At 50.5% G+C, this 16564-nt stretch carries 13 protein-coding genes and 4 tRNA genes; 2 read left to right on the top strand and 15 right to left on the bottom strand.

The annotated features are described in order from the left end of the window. Window positions 1-220: 220 nt before the first annotated feature. From rpoC to birA, 15 genes are all read right to left on the bottom strand, one after another. Window positions 221-4432, bottom strand: coding sequence for a DNA-directed RNA polymerase subunit beta' (gene rpoC / locus KDK19_RS14250; protein WP_257255184.1), 4212 nt, complete (start codon window positions 4430-4432; stop codon window positions 221-223). A gap of 64 nt (window positions 4433-4496) precedes the next feature. Then, complete coding sequence (rpoB, locus tag KDK19_RS14245; protein WP_257280849.1) at window positions 4497-8573, bottom strand: DNA-directed RNA polymerase subunit beta; 4077 nt, start codon at window positions 8571-8573, stop codon at window positions 4497-4499. A 476-nt stretch (window positions 8574-9049) separates the two neighbouring features. Then, window positions 9050-9427: a 50S ribosomal protein L7/L12 gene (gene rplL / locus KDK19_RS14240; protein WP_257275609.1), complete on the bottom strand. Its 378-nt coding sequence runs from the start codon at window positions 9425-9427 to the stop codon at window positions 9050-9052. 129 nt (window positions 9428-9556) lie between these two features. Further along, the gene (rplJ, locus tag KDK19_RS14235; RefSeq protein WP_257275608.1) at window positions 9557-10087 is read right to left on the bottom strand and encodes a 50S ribosomal protein L10; all 531 of its coding nucleotides are present in this window, start codon (window positions 10085-10087) and stop codon (window positions 9557-9559) included. 344 nt (window positions 10088-10431) lie between these two features. After that, the gene (rplA, locus tag KDK19_RS14230) at window positions 10432-11127 is read right to left on the bottom strand and encodes a 50S ribosomal protein L1 (RefSeq protein WP_257275607.1); all 696 of its coding nucleotides are present in this window, start codon (window positions 11125-11127) and stop codon (window positions 10432-10434) included. Continuing rightward, on the bottom strand, window positions 11127-11561 hold the full coding sequence (rplK, locus tag KDK19_RS14225; protein ID WP_257275606.1) for a 50S ribosomal protein L11: 435 nt from the start codon (window positions 11559-11561) through the stop codon (window positions 11127-11129). Before rplK ends, rplA begins: the two co-directional genes overlap by 1 nt. A 179-nt stretch (window positions 11562-11740) precedes the next feature. Further along, window positions 11741-12274 (bottom strand): transcription termination/antitermination protein NusG, encoded by a 534-nt coding sequence (gene nusG, locus KDK19_RS14220; protein WP_257275605.1) that lies wholly within the window; start codon window positions 12272-12274, stop codon window positions 11741-11743. Between the two features lie 9 nt (window positions 12275-12283). Continuing rightward, the gene (gene secE, locus KDK19_RS14215; protein ID WP_257254481.1) at window positions 12284-12655 is read right to left on the bottom strand and encodes a preprotein translocase subunit SecE; all 372 of its coding nucleotides are present in this window, start codon (window positions 12653-12655) and stop codon (window positions 12284-12286) included. A 61-nt stretch (window positions 12656-12716) separates the two neighbouring features. Further along, window positions 12717-12792: transfer RNA gene (locus KDK19_RS14210), tRNA-Trp, on the bottom strand. A gap of 148 nt (window positions 12793-12940) precedes the next feature. Further along, window positions 12941-13016, bottom strand: a tRNA-Thr gene (locus tag KDK19_RS14205). Between the two features lie 17 nt (window positions 13017-13033). Next, window positions 13034-13107, bottom strand: a tRNA-Gly gene (locus tag KDK19_RS14200). A gap of 70 nt (window positions 13108-13177) precedes the next feature. Continuing rightward, a tRNA-Tyr gene (locus tag KDK19_RS14195) sits at window positions 13178-13261 on the bottom strand. 106 nt (window positions 13262-13367) lie between these two features. Continuing rightward, the gene (locus KDK19_RS14190; RefSeq protein ID WP_257254482.1) at window positions 13368-14066 is read right to left on the bottom strand and encodes an SPOR domain-containing protein; all 699 of its coding nucleotides are present in this window, start codon (window positions 14064-14066) and stop codon (window positions 13368-13370) included. 94 nt (window positions 14067-14160) lie between these two features. Beyond that, a complete protein-coding gene (locus KDK19_RS14185) occupies window positions 14161-14913 on the bottom strand; it encodes a type III pantothenate kinase (RefSeq protein ID WP_257254483.1) in 753 nt (250 codons plus the stop codon). Continuing rightward, entirely contained in the window at window positions 14910-15872 is a 963-nt protein-coding gene (birA, locus tag KDK19_RS14180; RefSeq protein ID WP_257254484.1) for a bifunctional biotin--[acetyl-CoA-carboxylase] ligase/biotin operon repressor BirA, read from the bottom strand. Before birA ends, KDK19_RS14185 begins: the two co-directional genes overlap by 4 nt. 31 nt (window positions 15873-15903) lie before the next feature. On the opposite strand from birA, the gene KDK19_RS14175 reads away from it, so the two are divergent. Further along, window positions 15904-16158 carry a hypothetical protein gene (locus tag KDK19_RS14175; protein ID WP_257275604.1) on the top strand — a complete coding sequence of 85 codons (255 nt, stop codon included), beginning with the start codon at window positions 15904-15906 and terminating at the stop codon, window positions 16156-16158. A gap of 152 nt (window positions 16159-16310) precedes the next feature. Then, window positions 16311-16564: hypothetical protein (locus KDK19_RS14170; protein ID WP_257292220.1), on the top strand; the 254-nt coding region annotated here is incomplete at its 3' end.

The following is a 16564-nucleotide window of genomic DNA, read 5'->3' as shown; positions in this document are numbered from 1 at the left end:
TAAGCAATACATCGAACAGCAGGATAGACCGCATTAGGAGTCCTATCGGACTCCGGGCTATCCTTCCCAGCACTAGAAGTACTGGGCTTGACGCTCTTTCCGGTCAGGTTTTAGTCTGGTGTTAATCATCACAGTTTCCAGACACCAAAAAATGAGAAAGGCCACCCGAAGGCAGCCTTTCTGTTTAGCTCACTGTATAAAAACAGGCGTCAGCCTATTGTTACACCTCGCCGAAGTTAAGAGCTTCAGACAGAGCCGCTTCAACTTCAGAAGCAGAGACCTTGCTTGGTACTTCAAACTCAGGCTCTTCGCGACCCTTACGACGTTCTTCGTGATAGGTCAGACCTGTACCCGCAGGAATCAGGCGACCGACGACCACGTTTTCCTTCAGTCCACGCAGGTAGTCACGCTTACCGGTCACTGCTGCTTCGGTCAGTACTCTTGTAGTTTCCTGGAAGGAAGCCGCAGAGATGAAGGACTCGGTCGCCAAAGATGCCTTGGTGATACCCAGCAGTACCCTGTCGTATTTGGCAGGGATCTGATCCTTGTCACCCAGCTTCTCGTTCTCTTCCAGAACGGACGTCAACTCTAGCTGATCACCACGGATCAGCGAAGAATCACCCGTGTCAGTGACTTCAACCTTACGCAGCATCTGACGCAGAATGGTTTCGATGTGCTTATCGTTAATCTTAACGCCCTGCAGACGGTATACGTCCTGGATTTCGTTAACGATGTAACGGGCCAGCTCACCGACACCCAGCAGACGCAGAATGTCGTGGGGGTTGGTAGGACCGTCAGAGATAACTTCACCCTTGGTCACCTGTTCACCTTCGAACACGTTCAGGTGACGCCACTTGGGAATCAGCTCTTCATACGGATCGCTGCCGTCGTTCGGAGTGATGACCAGACGCTTCTTACCTTTGGTCTCTTTACCAAAGCCGATGGTACCGGTGATTTCCGCAAGAATAGAGTGTTCTTTTGGCTTACGGGCTTCAAACAGGTCGGCCACTCGTGGCAGACCACCGGTGATGTCCTTGTTACCGCCGGACTGCTGTGGAATACGGGCAACAACGTCACCGATTTCTACCGTCGTGCCATCGGCCAGGTTCACCAGAGCGTTTGCAGGCAGGAAGTACTGAGCTGCTACGTCAGTGTTAGGCAGCTTCAGCTCCTTGCCATTGGCATCCAGCAGCTGGATAGCAGGACGAATATCCTTACCGGCAGAAGGACGATCCTTCGGATCCAGAACTTCGATGTTGGACAGACCGGTCAGTTCATCCGTCTGAGTCTTGACGGTAATGCCCTCTTCCATGCCCAGGAACTTAACGGTACCGGACAGTTCGGTCACAATGGGGTGAGTGTGCGGATCCCACTTGGCAACTATCTGACCGGCTTCTACATCAACACCGTCCTTAACAGACAGAACCGCACCGTATGGTAGCTTGTAACGCTCACGCTCACGACCGAATTCATCAGCAATGGCCAGCTGACCGGAACGGCTCACTGCCACCAAAGCACCGTCTTTACGTTCAACGTGCTTCAAGTTCAGCAGACGGGCAGTACCCTTGTTCTTAACAGAGATGTTGTCCTGTGCAGAAGCACGGGATGCAGCACCACCGATGTGGAAGGTACGCATGGTCAGCTGAGTACCGGGCTCACCGATGGACTGGGCAGCGATAACGCCGACTGCTTCACCTTTGTTAACGAGATGTCCACGACCCAGGTCACGACCGTAACATTTGGAGCAGATGCCGTAGCGGGTTTCACAGGTAATTGGAGAACGAACCTTGACTTCGTCAACGTTCATCAGCTCCAGACGCTTAACCCAGGCTTCGTCGATGAGGGTGCCGGCGGGCACAGCGATTTCATTCTCTGCACCTGGTTTGAGTACATCTTCAGCCACCACACGACCGAGGATACGCTCACCCAGAGGTTCGACAACTTCACCCCCTTCGATGTGCGGAGTCATCTGCAGGCCACGTACTGTGCCACAGTCGTCTTCAGTCACCACCAGATCCTGGGCGACGTCTACCAGACGACGGGTCAGGTAACCGGAGTTCGCTGTCTTCAGAGCAGTATCTGCCAGACCTTTACGGGCACCGTGAGTAGAGATGAAGTACTGAAGTACGTTCAGACCTTCACGGAAGTTCGCCGTAATAGGCGTTTCGATGATGGAGCCATCTGGCTTGGCCATCAGACCACGCATACCGGCCAGCTGACGAATCTGTGCAGCACTACCACGGGCACCGGAGTCAGCCATCATATAAACGCTGTTGAAGGATTCCTGCTCTTCCTCTTCACCCTGACGATTAATCACGGTGTCGGACTTCAGGTTGTCCATCATGCGCTTGGCCAGCAGTTCGTTGGCACGGGACCAGATATCGATCACCTTGTTGTACTTCTCACCCTGGGTCACCAGACCGGAAGCAAACTGGTTTTCAATCTCACGCACTTCTTCATTTGCGTCATTAATGATACGGCTCTTGTCGCCCGGGATAACGAAGTCGTTAACACCGATAGAAGAACCGGAGATGGTCGCGTAATGGAAGCCCATGTACAGCATCTGGTCAGCAAAGATAACCGTTTCTTTGAGGCCCACGTTTCGGTAGCAGGTATTCAGCAGGCGGGATATCGCCTTCTTCTTCATGGTCTGGTTAACCAGTTCGAAGGGCAGCCCCTCTGGTACGATTTCCCATAACAGGATACGACCAATGGTGGTATCGGCCAGGAAGGCATTGCTGTGCTCTACGCCATCGTCGTCTTTGTATTTTTCAGAAACACGTACCTTGATACGGGCATGCAGATCAGCATGACCGGTACGGTAGGCACGCAGGGCTTCGTTGACGTCAACGAAAGCCATGCCTTCACCCTTGGCGTTAATACGGTCACGGGTGATGTAGTAAAGACCCAGTACCACGTCCTGGGAAGGTACAATGATAGGCTCGCCACTTGCAGGTGCCAGGATGTTGTTGGTGGACATCATCAGGGCACGGGCTTCGAGCTGGGCTTCCAGAGTCAGTGGTACGTGTACCGCCATCTGGTCACCGTCGAAGTCAGCGTTATAAGCCGCACACACCAGTGGGTGCAGTTGAATCGCCTTACCTTCGATCAGAACCGGCTCGAACGCCTGGATACCAAGACGGTGCAGAGTGGGTGCACGGTTCAGCATCACCGGGTGTTCACGGATGACGTCAGCCAGAACGTCCCAAACCTCAGGGGTTTCACGCTCTACCATCTTCTTGGCAGCTTTGATGGTGGTCGCCAGACCTTTGGCTTCCAGCTTGCCGAAGATGAATGGTTTAAACAGTTCCAGAGCCATTTTCTTGGGCAGACCGCACTGATGCAGACGCAGGGTAGGACCTACGGTGATAACAGAACGGCCAGAGTAGTCAACACGCTTACCAAGCAGGTTCTGACGGAAGCGGCCCTGTTTACCCTTGATCATGTCGGCCAGGGATTTCAGAGGACGCTTGTTGGAACCGGTGATAGCACGACCGCGGCGGCCATTATCCAGCAGCGCATCTACCGATTCCTGCAGCATACGCTTTTCATTGCGGACAATGATGTCAGGAGCGTTAAGGTCGAGCAAACGCTTCAGACGGTTGTTACGGTTGATCACGCGGCGGTAAAGGTCATTCAGGTCGGACGTCGCAAAACGACCACCGTCCAGCGGTACCAAAGGACGCAGATCAGGTGGTAGAACTGGCAGAACGGTCAGAATCATCCACTCAGGGTTGTTACCTGACTTGTGGAAAGCTTCCAGGAGTTTCAGACGCTTGCTCAGTTTCTTCAGTTTGGTTTCAGAGTTGGTCTGCGGAATTTCTTCTCGCAGCATGTCCACTTCCTCACCCAGCTCGATGTCTGCCAGCAGAGCCTTGATGGCCTCTGCACCCATACGGGCGTCAAAGTCGTCGCCAAACTCTTCCAGAGCTTCGTAGTACTGTTCATCGTTGAGCAGCTGGTTTTTCTCCAGCGTCGTCATACCCGGATCAATAACAACGTATGACTCAAAGTACAGTACTCGCTCAATATCACGCAGGGTCATATCCAATAACAGACCGATACGGGATGGCAGGGATTTCAGGAACCAGATGTGGGCAACAGGGCTGGCCAGTTCGATGTGGCCCATACGGTCACGACGAACTTTCGCCAGGGCGACTTCTACGCCACATTTTTCGCAGATAACACCACGGTGCTTCAGTCGCTTGTACTTTCCGCACAGGCACTCGTAGTCTTTAACCGGGCCAAAGATTTTGGCACAGAAAAGGCCGTCACGTTCAGGCTTGAACGTACGGTAGTTGATTGTTTCCGGCTTTTTAACTTCACCGTAAGACCAGGAACGTACCATTTCTGGGGAAGCCAGACCGATACGAATCGAGTCAAACTCTTCTGTTTGGCCCTGGGTCTTGAGTAGATTCAGTAAGTCTTTCAAGATCGCATCTCCTCGATCCATCCGGTGGCCGGGCTATGCCCAACCAGCGGATTTCACGTATTCGTTATTCGGTGTCCAGCTCAATGTCGATACCCAGAGAGCGAATCTCTTTCAACAGTACGTTGAAGGATTCGGGCATCCCGGCTTCCATTCGATGATCACCATCGACGATGTTCTTGTACATCTTGGTACGACCGGTCACATCATCAGACTTAACAGTCAGCATCTCCTGCAGAGTGTAGGCAGCACCGTAGGCTTCCAGTGCCCATACCTCCATCTCCCCGAAACGCTGACCACCGAACTGGGCCTTACCACCGAGTGGCTGCTGGGTAACCAGAGAGTAAGAACCTGTGGAACGTGCGTGCATCTTGTCATCAACCAGGTGGTTGAGCTTCAGCATGTACATGTAGCCCACAGTGACAGGACGGTCGAAGGAATCACCGGTACGTCCGTCGTGCAGTCTTACCTGACCCGTGTCGCTGAGATCTGCCAGACGCAGCAACTCCTTCACTTCAGATTCTTTGGCACCATCGAATACCGAAGTAGCCATAGGTACGCCGCCGCGCAGGTTATGGGCCAGCTCCATGACTTCTTCGTCAGTGAACTTGTCCAGTTCCTCAACACGTCCGCCACCGACTCCGTTGTAAACCTGGTCGAGGAATTCACGGATTTCAGCCACTCTCTTCTGGGACTCGATCATGCGGTTGATCTTGTGGCCCAGACCACGTGCCGCAGCACCCAGGTGAGTTTCCAGAACCTGTCCTACGTTCATCCGGGACGGCACACCCAGAGGGTTCAGCACAATATCAACCGGGTTGCCTTCTTCATCGTAGGGCATGTCTTCGACAGGCATTATGATGGAGATAACACCCTTGTTACCGTGGCGACCCGCCATCTTGTCACCCGGCTGGATACGACGTTTGATCGCCAGATAAACTTTGACTATTTTCAGCACGCCAGGCGCCATGTCGTCCCCGGTCTGCAGCTTTTTCTTCTTGTCTTCGAAACGCTCGTCGAGCTGTGCGCGACGCTCTTTCAGCTGTTCTTTCGCCAGATCCAGCTGTTCGTTCAGAGTTTCATCAGACATGGACAGACGGAACCACTGTTCGTGTTCCAGACCATTCAGGAACTCGTCCGTGATGGTGTTGCCCTTGCTCAGGCCAGGACCACGGTCAACAGGCTGACCACGCAGAGCTTCACGCAGACGGTCAAAGGTATCTTCTTCAACGATACGGAATTCTTCGTTCAAGTCCTTGCGATATTCGTCCAAAGCCGCCTTTTCGATGCCCTGGGCACGGCTGTCTTTTTCAACGCCGTCGCGGGTGAATACCTGTACGTCGATGACGGTACCCTTGACAGAAGTCGGTACACGCAGAGAAGTATCCTTAACGTCGGATGCCTTCTCACCGAAGATTGCACGCAGCAGTTTTTCTTCTGGTGTCAGCTGAGTTTCACCTTTAGGGGTTACCTTACCCACCAGAATGTCGCCAGCACCGACTTCAGCACCGACATGAACAATGCCGGCTTCATCCAGTTTGTTCAGTGCAGACTCACCGACATTAGGAATATCAGAAGTAATTTCTTCCGGTCCGAGCTTGGTATCACGAGCCACACAGGTCAGTTCCTGAATGTGAATCGTAGTGAAGCGGTCTTCCTGTACAACACGTTCGGAGATGAGGATTGAGTCCTCAAAGTTGTAACCGTTCCAGGGCATGAACGCTACGCGCATGTTCTGCCCCAGGGCCAGCTCACCCATGTCTACGGATGGACCATCAGCCAGAATATCGCCACGAGCGATGGTCTCGCCGGCACGGACCAGAGAACGCTGGTTAATGCAGGTATTCTGGTTAGAACGGGTGTACTTGGTCAGGTTGTAGATATCGACACCGGCTTCACCAGGCTGAAGTTCGTCGTTGTTGACACGAACAACAATCTTCGCTGCGTCAACAGTATCAATCACACCACCACGCTGCGCCACCACACAAACACCGGAATCAGAAGCTACGTTACGCTCCATACCGGTGCCCACCAGAGGCTTGTCGGCACGCAGGGTTGGCACGGCCTGACGTTGCATGTTCGATCCCATCAAGGCACGGTTAGCATCGTCGTGCTCGAGGAATGGAATCAGGGAGGCTGCAACGGAAACCACCTGCTTGGTTGAAACGTCCATGTACTGGACTTTTTCAGGCCCCATCAGGGTAAATTCGTTACGGTGACGAACGTTAACCAGCTCTTCAGTCAGGTTATTGCCGTCGTCCATCTTCGCAGAAGCCTGAGCGATAACGTACTCACCTTCTTCGATAGCAGACAGGTAATCGATCTCATCCGTCACTTTGCCATCCACGACCTTGCGGTATGGAGACTCCAGGAAACCGTAGTCGTTGGTACGAGCATAGGTCGCAAGAGAGTTGATCAGACCAATGTTGGGCCCTTCAGGCGTTTCGATAGGACATACACGACCGTAATGAGTCGGGTGTACGTCCCGAACTTCAAAACCGGCACGCTCACGGGTCAAGCCACCCGGGCCAAGTGCAGATACACGACGCTTGTGAGTCACCTCGGACAGTGGATTGTTCTGGTCCATAAACTGGGACAGCTGGCTGGAACCGAAGAATTCCTTGATGGCCGCTGCAACCGGTTTGGCGTTGATCAGATCCTGAGGCATGAGGCCTTCGGACTCTGCCAGGCTCAGGCGTTCCTTCACGGCACGCTCGACACGAACCAGACCGACACGGAACTGGTTTTCAGCCATTTCACCGACCGAACGAACACGACGGTTACCCAGATGGTCGATATCGTCACAGATGCCCTGACCATTACGTATGTCGACCAGTGTCTTCAGAACATCAACGATGTCAGCGTTATCCAGGACACCAGAACCGACGTCGTCTTCGCGACCCAGACGACGGTTGAATTTCATGCGACCAACTGCGGACAGGTCATAACGCTCTGCAGAGAAGAACAGGTTGCCAAACAGGGTTTCTGCTGCTTCTTGTGTCGGCGGTTCACCGGGACGCATCATGCGGTAGATTTCTACCAGAGCTTCCAGACGGTTTGTCGTGGTGTCACTGCGCAGAGTGTCAGAAATATATGAACCGCAGTCCAGCTCATTAATGTACAGGGTTTCAACCTGTTTGATTCCGGCTTCCAGCAGTTTTTCGTAAACTTCCGGAGTAATTTCAGTGTTGCAGTCAACAATGATTTCACCGGTGGCAGCATGTACAACGGTCTTGGCCAGGACCTTCCCGTAAATATACTCTACCGGAGCCTCCAGCTGTTCAATATTGGCTTTCTTCAGCTGACGGATGTGACGCGCCGTCACACGACGACCCTGTTCAACCAGAACATTGCCGTCGCCGTCTTTAATGTCAAAGCTTGCAGCTTCACCACGCAGGCGCTCAGCGGCAAACTCAGTATTGACATTTTCAGAGCCGATCTTGAAGTCTACGGTATCGAAGAAGTCATTCAGGATCTCTTCATTACTCATGCCCAGGGCACGCAGAAGAATCGTAGCAGGCAGCTTACGACGACGGTCGATACGTACGTAAAGCATGTCCTTCGGATCGAACTCGAAGTCCAGCCATGAGCCACGGTAAGGAATCACACGGGCAGAATACAGCAGTTTGCCTGAAGAGTGTGTCTTGCCACGGTCGTGGTCAAAGAATACACCAGGAGAACGATGAAGCTGAGATACGATAACACGTTCAGTACCATTGATTACAAATGTACCGTTCTCAGTCATGAGCGGAATTTCGCCCATGTAAACTTCCTGTTCCTTGATATCTTTGATTGCCTTGTTGGCAGAGTCTTTGTCATAAATGATCAGGCGCACTTTTACACGCAGAGGTACCGCGTAAGTCACACCACGAAGTTGACATTCCTTGACATCAAACGCTGGAGTACCGAGCCTGTAACTCACGTATTCCAGCGCTGCATTTCCAGAGTAACTTACGATTGGAAATACGGATTTGAATGCAGCATGAAGACCAATGTCCTCACGTGCGGTCGGCTCTCTTCCGGATTGCAGCAGCTTATGATAAGAATCAAGCTGAATCGCCAGAAGATAGGGCACATTCATGACATGCGGCAGTTTGCCGAAGTCTTTGCGGATGCGTTTTTTCTCTGTATACGAGTATGCCATCAGCGTTCCCCAGCTTGGTCACCTGGTTCTGGCTTCAGACCGTCTGGTCTGGCCATCTAGGTTTATTGAGGGCGGGTGGCCCCCTTTTGATACCCAATTAAAAAACGGTGATTTCAACCGTTACCGTTGCATGAGCTTTAGCGTCCAGAACGAAAGTCAGACTTTCATTCCGGGAATCTGATCGGGAATTATGCTCTGCCGGACTTTTGTCCGAGCTGTCAATTTCCGGTCAGGCTCCCACTCTGCCAATGACACTGCAACTTTCTCAGATTGAAGGAGATAGATCCCTGCGGTAAAACACAGTCAGCCTGAGCCTTTAACGATCTGAACTCCATCAATTAATTGAACCATCGAACGTTGCCATCCGGCATAGAACGATATAGCTCATACAACGGAAAAAGGCCGGTGCCATAAAGGCACCAGCCACCTGAGACTATTATGCAATAGGCTCTGGATATTTCAACGCTGTCGTAGAATTACTTAACTTCTACGGAAGCGCCAGCTTCTTCCAGCTGCTTCTTCAGGTCTTCAGCTTCTTCTTTGCTCACACCTTCTTTCAGAGGAGCAGGAGCGCCGTCTACAACAGCTTTAGCTTCTTTCAGACCCAGGCCAGTCGCGCCGCGAACAACCTTGATTACGTTTACTTTCTTGTCGCCAGCAGAAGTCAGAATGACGTCAAATTCAGTCTGTTCAGCAGCAGCAGCGCCAGCGTCGCTAGCAGCAGCAGGAGCAGCAGCAACTGCAGCAGCAGCAGAAACGCCGAACTTCTCTTCCATAGCTTCAACCAGCTCAACAACATCCATTACAGACATTTCAGCGATTGCATTCAGGATATCTTCTTTAGACAGAGCCATTGTATGTCTCCAAAAATCTTTTTTGGGGTAAAACCCCGGAATTCATTAAATAAGAGAGAAAAACCAGCCAGCAGGTCACTTCCACACCAAGGACTTCCTTTGCAGTGAACTTCATGCCTGCCAAAGGGCTTATGCGGCTTTTTTCTTCTCGTCGGCAACAGCTGCCATTACACGTGTAATGCTGCCTGGGAACTCGTTCAGAGTTCTTGCCAGCTTGGTCACAGGTGCAATCATCACACTCATCAGCATCGCGCGAGCCTGATCCAGAGTAGGCATCTTGGCCAGAACATCAATTTGCTCTGCACCCAGAACCTGTCCAGAGATGGACAGAGCCTTAACTTCCAGAGCATCGTTCTCTTTAGCGAAGTCCTTCATCAGACGCGCTGCCGCGCCCGGGTCTTCCTGAGAGAAGGCCAGCACAGTTGGACCAACCAGAGAGTCTTGCAGGCACTCGAAATCAGTGCCTTCAACAGCGCGCTTGGCCAAGGTGTTACGTACAACCTTCAGGTATACGTTACCTTCACGAGCCTGCTTACGCAGTTGCGTCATCTGGTCAACCGTGAGACCACGGTAGTCCGCGATTACAGCCGACAGAGCGCTTTGTGCAGCCTCGCTGACTTCGGCGACAATCGCCTTCTTGTCTTCGAGTCCTAACGCCATTGGCTTTACTCCAAATTATGAAGTTAACACCCAGCTCTTCAGCCACTGAAAAGCCGGGCAATTACAATACGGTGAAGGGTTAATAGCAAAACACTGTAACAGTCTTTTGTATTGCTCACCGTCTACGCAGGAAATTAAGCGTCGATCTTTTTGTCAGACCTCTGGCCCAACCCCGATTAAACAGGCACAGATCTTCACACCTACGATCTTTGACGACCTCCGAAAACCGGAGACCCCAAAGTCTTTCGGATACTGCAGACATGCTGCCTGCAGCTTTCCGCTATTCATTTACCAGCTCAAGGCTGTTTATCAGCTCAAGGCTGCTTTAAGCAAATCCGTGAATACTAGATATTCAGTGAGTTCATGTCGATGGTCAGTCCCGGGCCCATAGTAGAAGACAGGGTGACTTTCTTCATGTAAATACCCTTGCTGGAAGAAGGCTTCAGCTTCTTCAGTTCAGCCAGTAGTGCTTCAGCGTTCTCTTGCAGTGAACCCGCTTCAAAATCGATCTTGCCGATACCCGCGTGGATGATACCGTTCTTATCAGTACGAAAACGTACCTGACCGGCTTTAGCGTTTTTAACGGCTTCAGCAACGTTTGGAGTAACAGTACCCACTTTAGGGTTAGGCATCAGGCCACGTGGACCCAGAATCTGGCCCAGCTGACCTACAACGCGCATCGCATCGGGAGAAGCGATAACAACGTCAAAGTTCATTTCGCCAGCTTTAACCTGAGCAGCAAGATCGTCCATACCAACGATGTCAGCACCGGCTTCTTTGGCCGCTTCAGCGTTAGCACCTTGTGTAAACACAGCAACACGGACGTCTTTTCCGGTACCTGCAGGCAGAACGGTAGAACCACGAACAACCTGATCAGATTTACGAGGATCCACACCCAGGTTGACTGAAATTTCAACAGATTCCTTGAACTTGACGCTGGATACTTCTTTCAGGACGTTAGCCGCTTCTTCAAAGGAATAAGCCTTTTCAGCTACAACCTTCTCAGCAATCATTTTGGCGCGCTTGGACATCTTAGCCATTATTCCACACCCTCCACGTTGACACCCATGGAACGAGCGGAACCAGCGATGGTGCGGATTGCCGCATCTTCGTCTGCTGCAGTCAGATCAGGTTCTTTAATCCTGGCCACTTCCAGCAACTGCTCACGAGTAGCAGTACCTACTTTTTCTGTATTTGGACGACCGGAACCTTTCTTGAGCTTCAGAACTTTCTTCAGCAGAACGGATGCAGGTGGAGTCTTGGTCTCAAAAGTGAAACTACGATCGCCGTATACGGTAATGATTACCGGAATCGGCATACCAGCGTCCATCTCCTGAGTCTTGGCGTTGAACGCCTTGCAGAACTCCATGATGTTCACACCGTGCTGACCCAGAGCGGGACCAACAGGTGGTGAAGGATTAGCTTTACCTGCAGGAACCTGCAGCTTGATGTAAGCTTCGACTTTCTTAGCCATATCAACCTCAACAATGGGTCACCGCATCAACAGCGTCTACCGGTTTTCACCAGAAGTACCTGTTTCAGCTACCCGTTCCGGGCTTTCGCCCCTCAGATAAAAACCCTGCGCCATTCACACAGCACAGGGTCTTAAACTCTTATAGTGTCTGCTATCCCTAAAGACACGCTCAAGACAGATCAGACTTTTTCGACCTGAGCAAACTCGAGCTCAACCGGTGTAGAGCGACCGAAAATCATTACCGCCACATGCAGACGACTCTTCTCGTAGTTCACTTCCTCTACTACGCCGTTGAAGTCCGCAAACGGCCCATCAATAACCCGAACCATCTCACCAGGTTCGAACAACGTCTTGGGACGAGGTTTCTCAACACCTTCCTGAACACGCTGCAGTATCGCATCGGCCTCTTTTTCAGTGATAGGTGCCGGCTTATCCGCGGTACCACCAATAAAGCCCATCACTCGAGGAGTATCTTTAATAAGATGCCAACTATCTTCATTCATTTCCATCTGGACTAATACATATCCAGGGAAGAATTTACGCTCACTTTTGCGCTTCTGGCCGTTCCTGATTTCAACCACTTCCTCGGTAGGCACCAAAATCTCACCAAAGAGATCCTCCATACCATGAAGTTTTACGCGCTCAATCAGCGAACGCATCACCTGCTTCTCATAGCCGGAGTAGGCATGAACCACATACCAACGTTTCGCCATTATTTATCCCTATCCAATCAGGCTACTGATGATCCAGCCTAGCAGAGAATCAAGCGCCCATAAAATGAGCCCCATAATAACAACCACCGCCACAACAATCAGCGTGGTCTGAACAGTTTCCTGACGAGTCGGCCAGACTACTTTTCGAATCTCAACCTTTGCTTCTTTGACCAATGTCCAAAAAGCATCACCCTTTACGGTTTGAAGCGCAATAAACCCGGCCACTACAGCCAGAGCCACCAACGCCAACGCTCTATAGAGAACAGAATACTCACCAAAGTACACATTCCCGCCAACACCAGCAACTAACAGAACCGCCACCAGAGCCCACATGAGCCCGTCCAGTCGTCCTTTAGATGCTACTTCAGGTTTTCCACTCATTGGTTGACTATCTCTACTCGGATAAGCTTTGTCAGAACAAAACGCTGACATAAAATAGAAATGGCAGGCCAGGAGGGAATCGAACCCCCAACCCCCGGTTTTGGAGACCGGTGCTCTACCAATTGAACTACTGGCCTGTATCTTTGAGCAGTCTTGTTATACCCACCCCGATACAAGGACCGATCAATTATAATCGACCCCAATCAAGCTGAAAAGTCTTATTCTTTTTTAAACCTCTTTTAACAGAGGCCAGAAACAGGAGTAAACTACCGTATTTCTATCATATGGAGCTCTTGAGCAGATTTGAACTGCCGACCTCACCCTTACCAAGGGTGCGCTCTACCAACTGAGCTACAAGAGCACTTAAATCAGAATCAATGGAGCGGGTAGCGGGGATCGAACCCGCATCATCAGCTTGGAAGGCTGAGGTTCTACCATTGAACTATACCCGCGAAGCAGGACCACATCATGCAGTATGCCCACTTATCAAGCCAACTTACAACAAAAGAAGACCTGGCAATCTGGTGGTGGGGGCTGGATTCGAACCAGCGAAGCTTTCGCGTCAGATTTACAGTCTGATCCCTTTGGCCGCTCGGGAACCCCACCAAGTGCTGCGCTATTTTATTCAGGAGCTTTTCAATGTCAAGTTTGTTTCCCTGCAAACGATACAGAAAGCCTGCTTTATTTAACCGCCCCGAAGCGCAGGCGTATATTAGTGAATCGAATCATCGGATGCAACGCTTTTGCAGTTTTTTTCCAGCATTTTCAGATCATTGTATTCGTCGGCCTGTCTCTCCCAAAAACCAGCACTTAACTTTTTTGCTTCTGAATCCGTCATCTCCAGCCAGAAAGTTTCAGGCTCACGGGGCAACTTTTTAATAGCGGGTTCATAACCCGCTTCTTGTACACGACGACTGACTTCATTTGCCGAAACCTCTTTACTGAATAACCCCAGAGATATGCCATTGGCCAGTTCTCCCTGTGTAATCACAAAACTGTCTATCCCCTGCCCCTGCAATTCTCTTAACAATCTTATTGCCGCCTGACGATTACTTCGGGGCGGAATATGCACCCAGTAGTCTGCAAGCATTACCTCATTGTCAGAGCGTTCTCTACTCGAAACACCCACTGAAAAGAGTTTTTGCTGCAGACTGTCTGCTTTTGCTGAGGATTCAAAAGGTCCCACTACAAGACACTGAGCTTCAGCGATTCCCTTGGTTTCTTTTTTCTTCAGTGTTTGCTCAGGAAGTGTTGACGCCATTTCAGAGAGCAGCATCAATCTTTTACCTGCCTGTACAGGCACTTCGGTGTCGACTTTTATTGCCCGATAAGGCTTATGAGACTGGTGATAATAGCCCCAAACAAAGTAGCCGACATTGGACAAGAGAAGTATTAGAACGATCCAGCGCATACTAAAAACCGAATTTTGAAAGTTACACCCTATAAAGAACCTCTTTAAAAAGTATGACTTCCCGTTAATTGTTAATCAGAGTGATCAATTAACATTATTGTCTTTCAGAGGCAATCGAGAGTCCATCCAAAACCAGCTCTTCAATCAGAACCTGCTCTATTTCTTCCTTTATATAGGCTTGCAACAAAGAGGCATCACCTCCGGTTAAAAACAAACGGGCTCCCGGCCATTTGAGACAAGTCTCATTAATGAGAGATACTGCCATGGCCAGAACACCATGATTAATGCATTCTGAAGTGACAGTACCCAGTGCCGTCGCCTCTGCAGGATGCTCAATGTTGTCGAGATTGGCTGTATTGACCGCCAGAGCTTTCTTCATCAGACGGATACCCGGAACAATGAAGCCCCCCTGATGATCTCCCTGACCATCAATTACATCCACTGTAATAGCTGTACCACAACTAACAACGACTTTGGTGTCGTCGAGTGGATGAGCATGTGCCGCTAGCATGGCCAGCCAACGATCTACACCCAACCTCTCTACTTCTTTATAGATAACCGTGAGACCAGCAAAGGTTTTTTGGGTTTTGGCAATAAATGGCTCTATGCCGGTAGCTTCTGACAATATGCGCAACAACTGACCTAATCTTGCGTTTCCAGAGACTGTCGAAATAGCAATGGAATGAAGAGTACCCCATTGTTCCAGCAGCAGAGACAAGATAATCTGCCAGTCAGCATCATTATTAATGAAGCCTGACTGAACGGCAGCTCTACCCGCCATCAGACGCCATTTGAGCCGCGTATTTCCTGCATCCAGCTGCAGCTGACTACCCGTGAGTTTGTTCATGACTGACGTAATGACACTTCACCACCATTAAACACATGAAGACCAGAAGCTGTCTCAAGCAGCAGTCCACCCTGATCATCCACTCCCATGTAACGCCCTGTTACGGATCGGGTAGAAGCCATTATTGTAACTTCCCTGCCATGAAAGGCATCGTATTCATACCATTGTTCCCTGTACAGTTTAAAGCCACCTTGTCCGAACCCATCGAGTAAATGTGTCAGAGTATTGATCAACTGACCTGCGACCGCGTTTCGACTCACCGCTCTGCCACACACCCGGAAAAGGTCGATAGCAGGCTGACCCACTGACGCCAACTGCTCATCACTTAAACGGACATTAATGCCTATCCCAATCACCACTTCACACTCTCCCGTGGGATCTCCATGAACTTCCAGTAACACACCGCAGAGTTTTTTACCCTGCCAAAGAACGTCATTGGGCCATTTAAGCTTTAACTCTCTGGCTCCCAGTGTTTCCAATGCTTTCGCAACACCCAGACCGACCGCAAGACTGAGCCCTTCCAGCGAAGCCGTTCCCTCACCGCTCTGCCACAAGGCTGATAAACACACTGTTGAACCAAAAGGACTGCTCCATACACGACCCCGTCGCCCCCGCCCTTTTAACTGATGCTCAGCCAGACAAAAACGGATGACCCCTTCGGAAACCGGTCCAAGGGCACGAACCAGATCATTGGTTGACTTTGTAATAACGCAGGTATGAACTTCAGATTTATTACGAACGTCAGGATCTATAAAGCTTTCAATCTTTTTGTGATCAAGAAGCTCAACACCACCGCCGAGGCGGTAACCCTTACCTCGCACAGAATCCAGTGCCAGGCCAAGCTCTTCAACCGCTTTCAGTTTTTTCCAGACAGCTGCCCGGCTAATCCCAAGATGCTCACCCAGTTCTTCACCGGAATGGAATTGTCCATCTGCCAACAAGCCCAGTAATTTATCCATCAACCACTCCCAACAACTGAGAGCAAATAATATGCGCTTCATTCCAGCTGCTCAAATCATTCAGACATTCAGTCTGATTCAGCAGATGCCAGAAGAAGCGGTTACAAGAGGCGTTACAGAAGTGCATAATGCTTCGCTGCGTACAACCTTCTTAAGTCACATTGTTCACAGCGGTTCTTCAAGGAACGATATTGCAGTGGGTCTTTTAGTTTTCTTTCACCCGGACCGAGCTTATACTCAACCTCAAGCGATCAGTCCGGATGCTCTCTTTTGCAACTCTGCGTGAGAGAGAGGTTTTTCATCCAAGATACTGAAAGTACTGAAAGCGCTCCTGTCATGAAGAAGTCTCAACTCTCTATCTTCACTGTTTTTTGTCATAGCCACGCCGGCTCCGGAAACTTTCCGAATGATTCAAAGCCGGAACTCTGGAGGAAGGTAATGAACTTTGGAAAGGGTCTGACTATCGCAAGTCTGCTTATCTCTCTGCCATTAAACCTTACAAAAGCTCAATCAGGCTTTAATCAGCGAGCACAAATACCTCCTCAATTATTCTATGAAATTAACACAGATCCGAACCAGCCACAGGCAATACCCACTTCAACGCCCACTGTCGCACAGCCAGCACCTTGTGGACCCCACAGTGCTTTGAGTATTGCATGGAATAAAAACAGTACGCTCATGGCTGTGGGAGT

The organism is Endozoicomonas sp. ONNA1 (genome assembly GCF_024606325.1).
Lineage (GTDB): Bacteria > Pseudomonadota > Gammaproteobacteria > Pseudomonadales > Endozoicomonadaceae > Endozoicomonas_A.
Note: the sequence above shows the minus strand (reverse complement) of the source record. Positions and strands in the feature narration are given on the sequence as shown.

Bases quoted from the DNA above. Each gene is read 5' to 3' on its own strand.
- rplA (WP_257275607.1), bottom strand. From the start codon at position 11,127: ATGGCTAAGATGTCCAAGCGCGCCAAAATGATTGCTGAGAAGGTTGTA.
- rpoB (WP_257280849.1), bottom strand. From the start codon at position 8,573: ATGGCATACTCGTATACAGAGAAAAAACGCATCCGCAAAGACTTCGGC.
- nusG (WP_257275605.1), bottom strand. From the start codon at position 12,274: ATGGCGAAACGTTGGTATGTGGTTCATGCCTACTCCGGCTATGAGAAG.
- birA (WP_257254484.1), bottom strand. From the start codon at position 15,872: ATGGATAAATTACTGGGCTTGTTGGCAGATGGACAATTCCATTCCGGT.
- KDK19_RS14185 (WP_257254483.1), bottom strand. From the start codon at position 14,913: ATGAACAAACTCACGGGTAGTCAGCTGCAGCTGGATGCAGGAAATACG.
- rplK (WP_257275606.1), bottom strand. From the start codon at position 11,561: ATGGCTAAGAAAGTCGAAGCTTACATCAAGCTGCAGGTTCCTGCAGGT.
- rplJ (WP_257275608.1), bottom strand. From the start codon at position 10,087: ATGGCGTTAGGACTCGAAGACAAGAAGGCGATTGTCGCCGAAGTCAGC.
- rplL (WP_257275609.1), bottom strand. From the start codon at position 9,427: ATGGCTCTGTCTAAAGAAGATATCCTGAATGCAATCGCTGAAATGTCT.
- secE (WP_257254481.1), bottom strand. From the start codon at position 12,655: ATGAGTGGAAAACCTGAAGTAGCATCTAAAGGACGACTGGACGGGCTC.
- KDK19_RS14190 (WP_257254482.1), bottom strand. From the start codon at position 14,066: ATGCGCTGGATCGTTCTAATACTTCTCTTGTCCAATGTCGGCTACTTT.
- KDK19_RS14175 (WP_257275604.1), top strand. From the start codon at position 15,904: ATGCGCTTCATTCCAGCTGCTCAAATCATTCAGACATTCAGTCTGATT.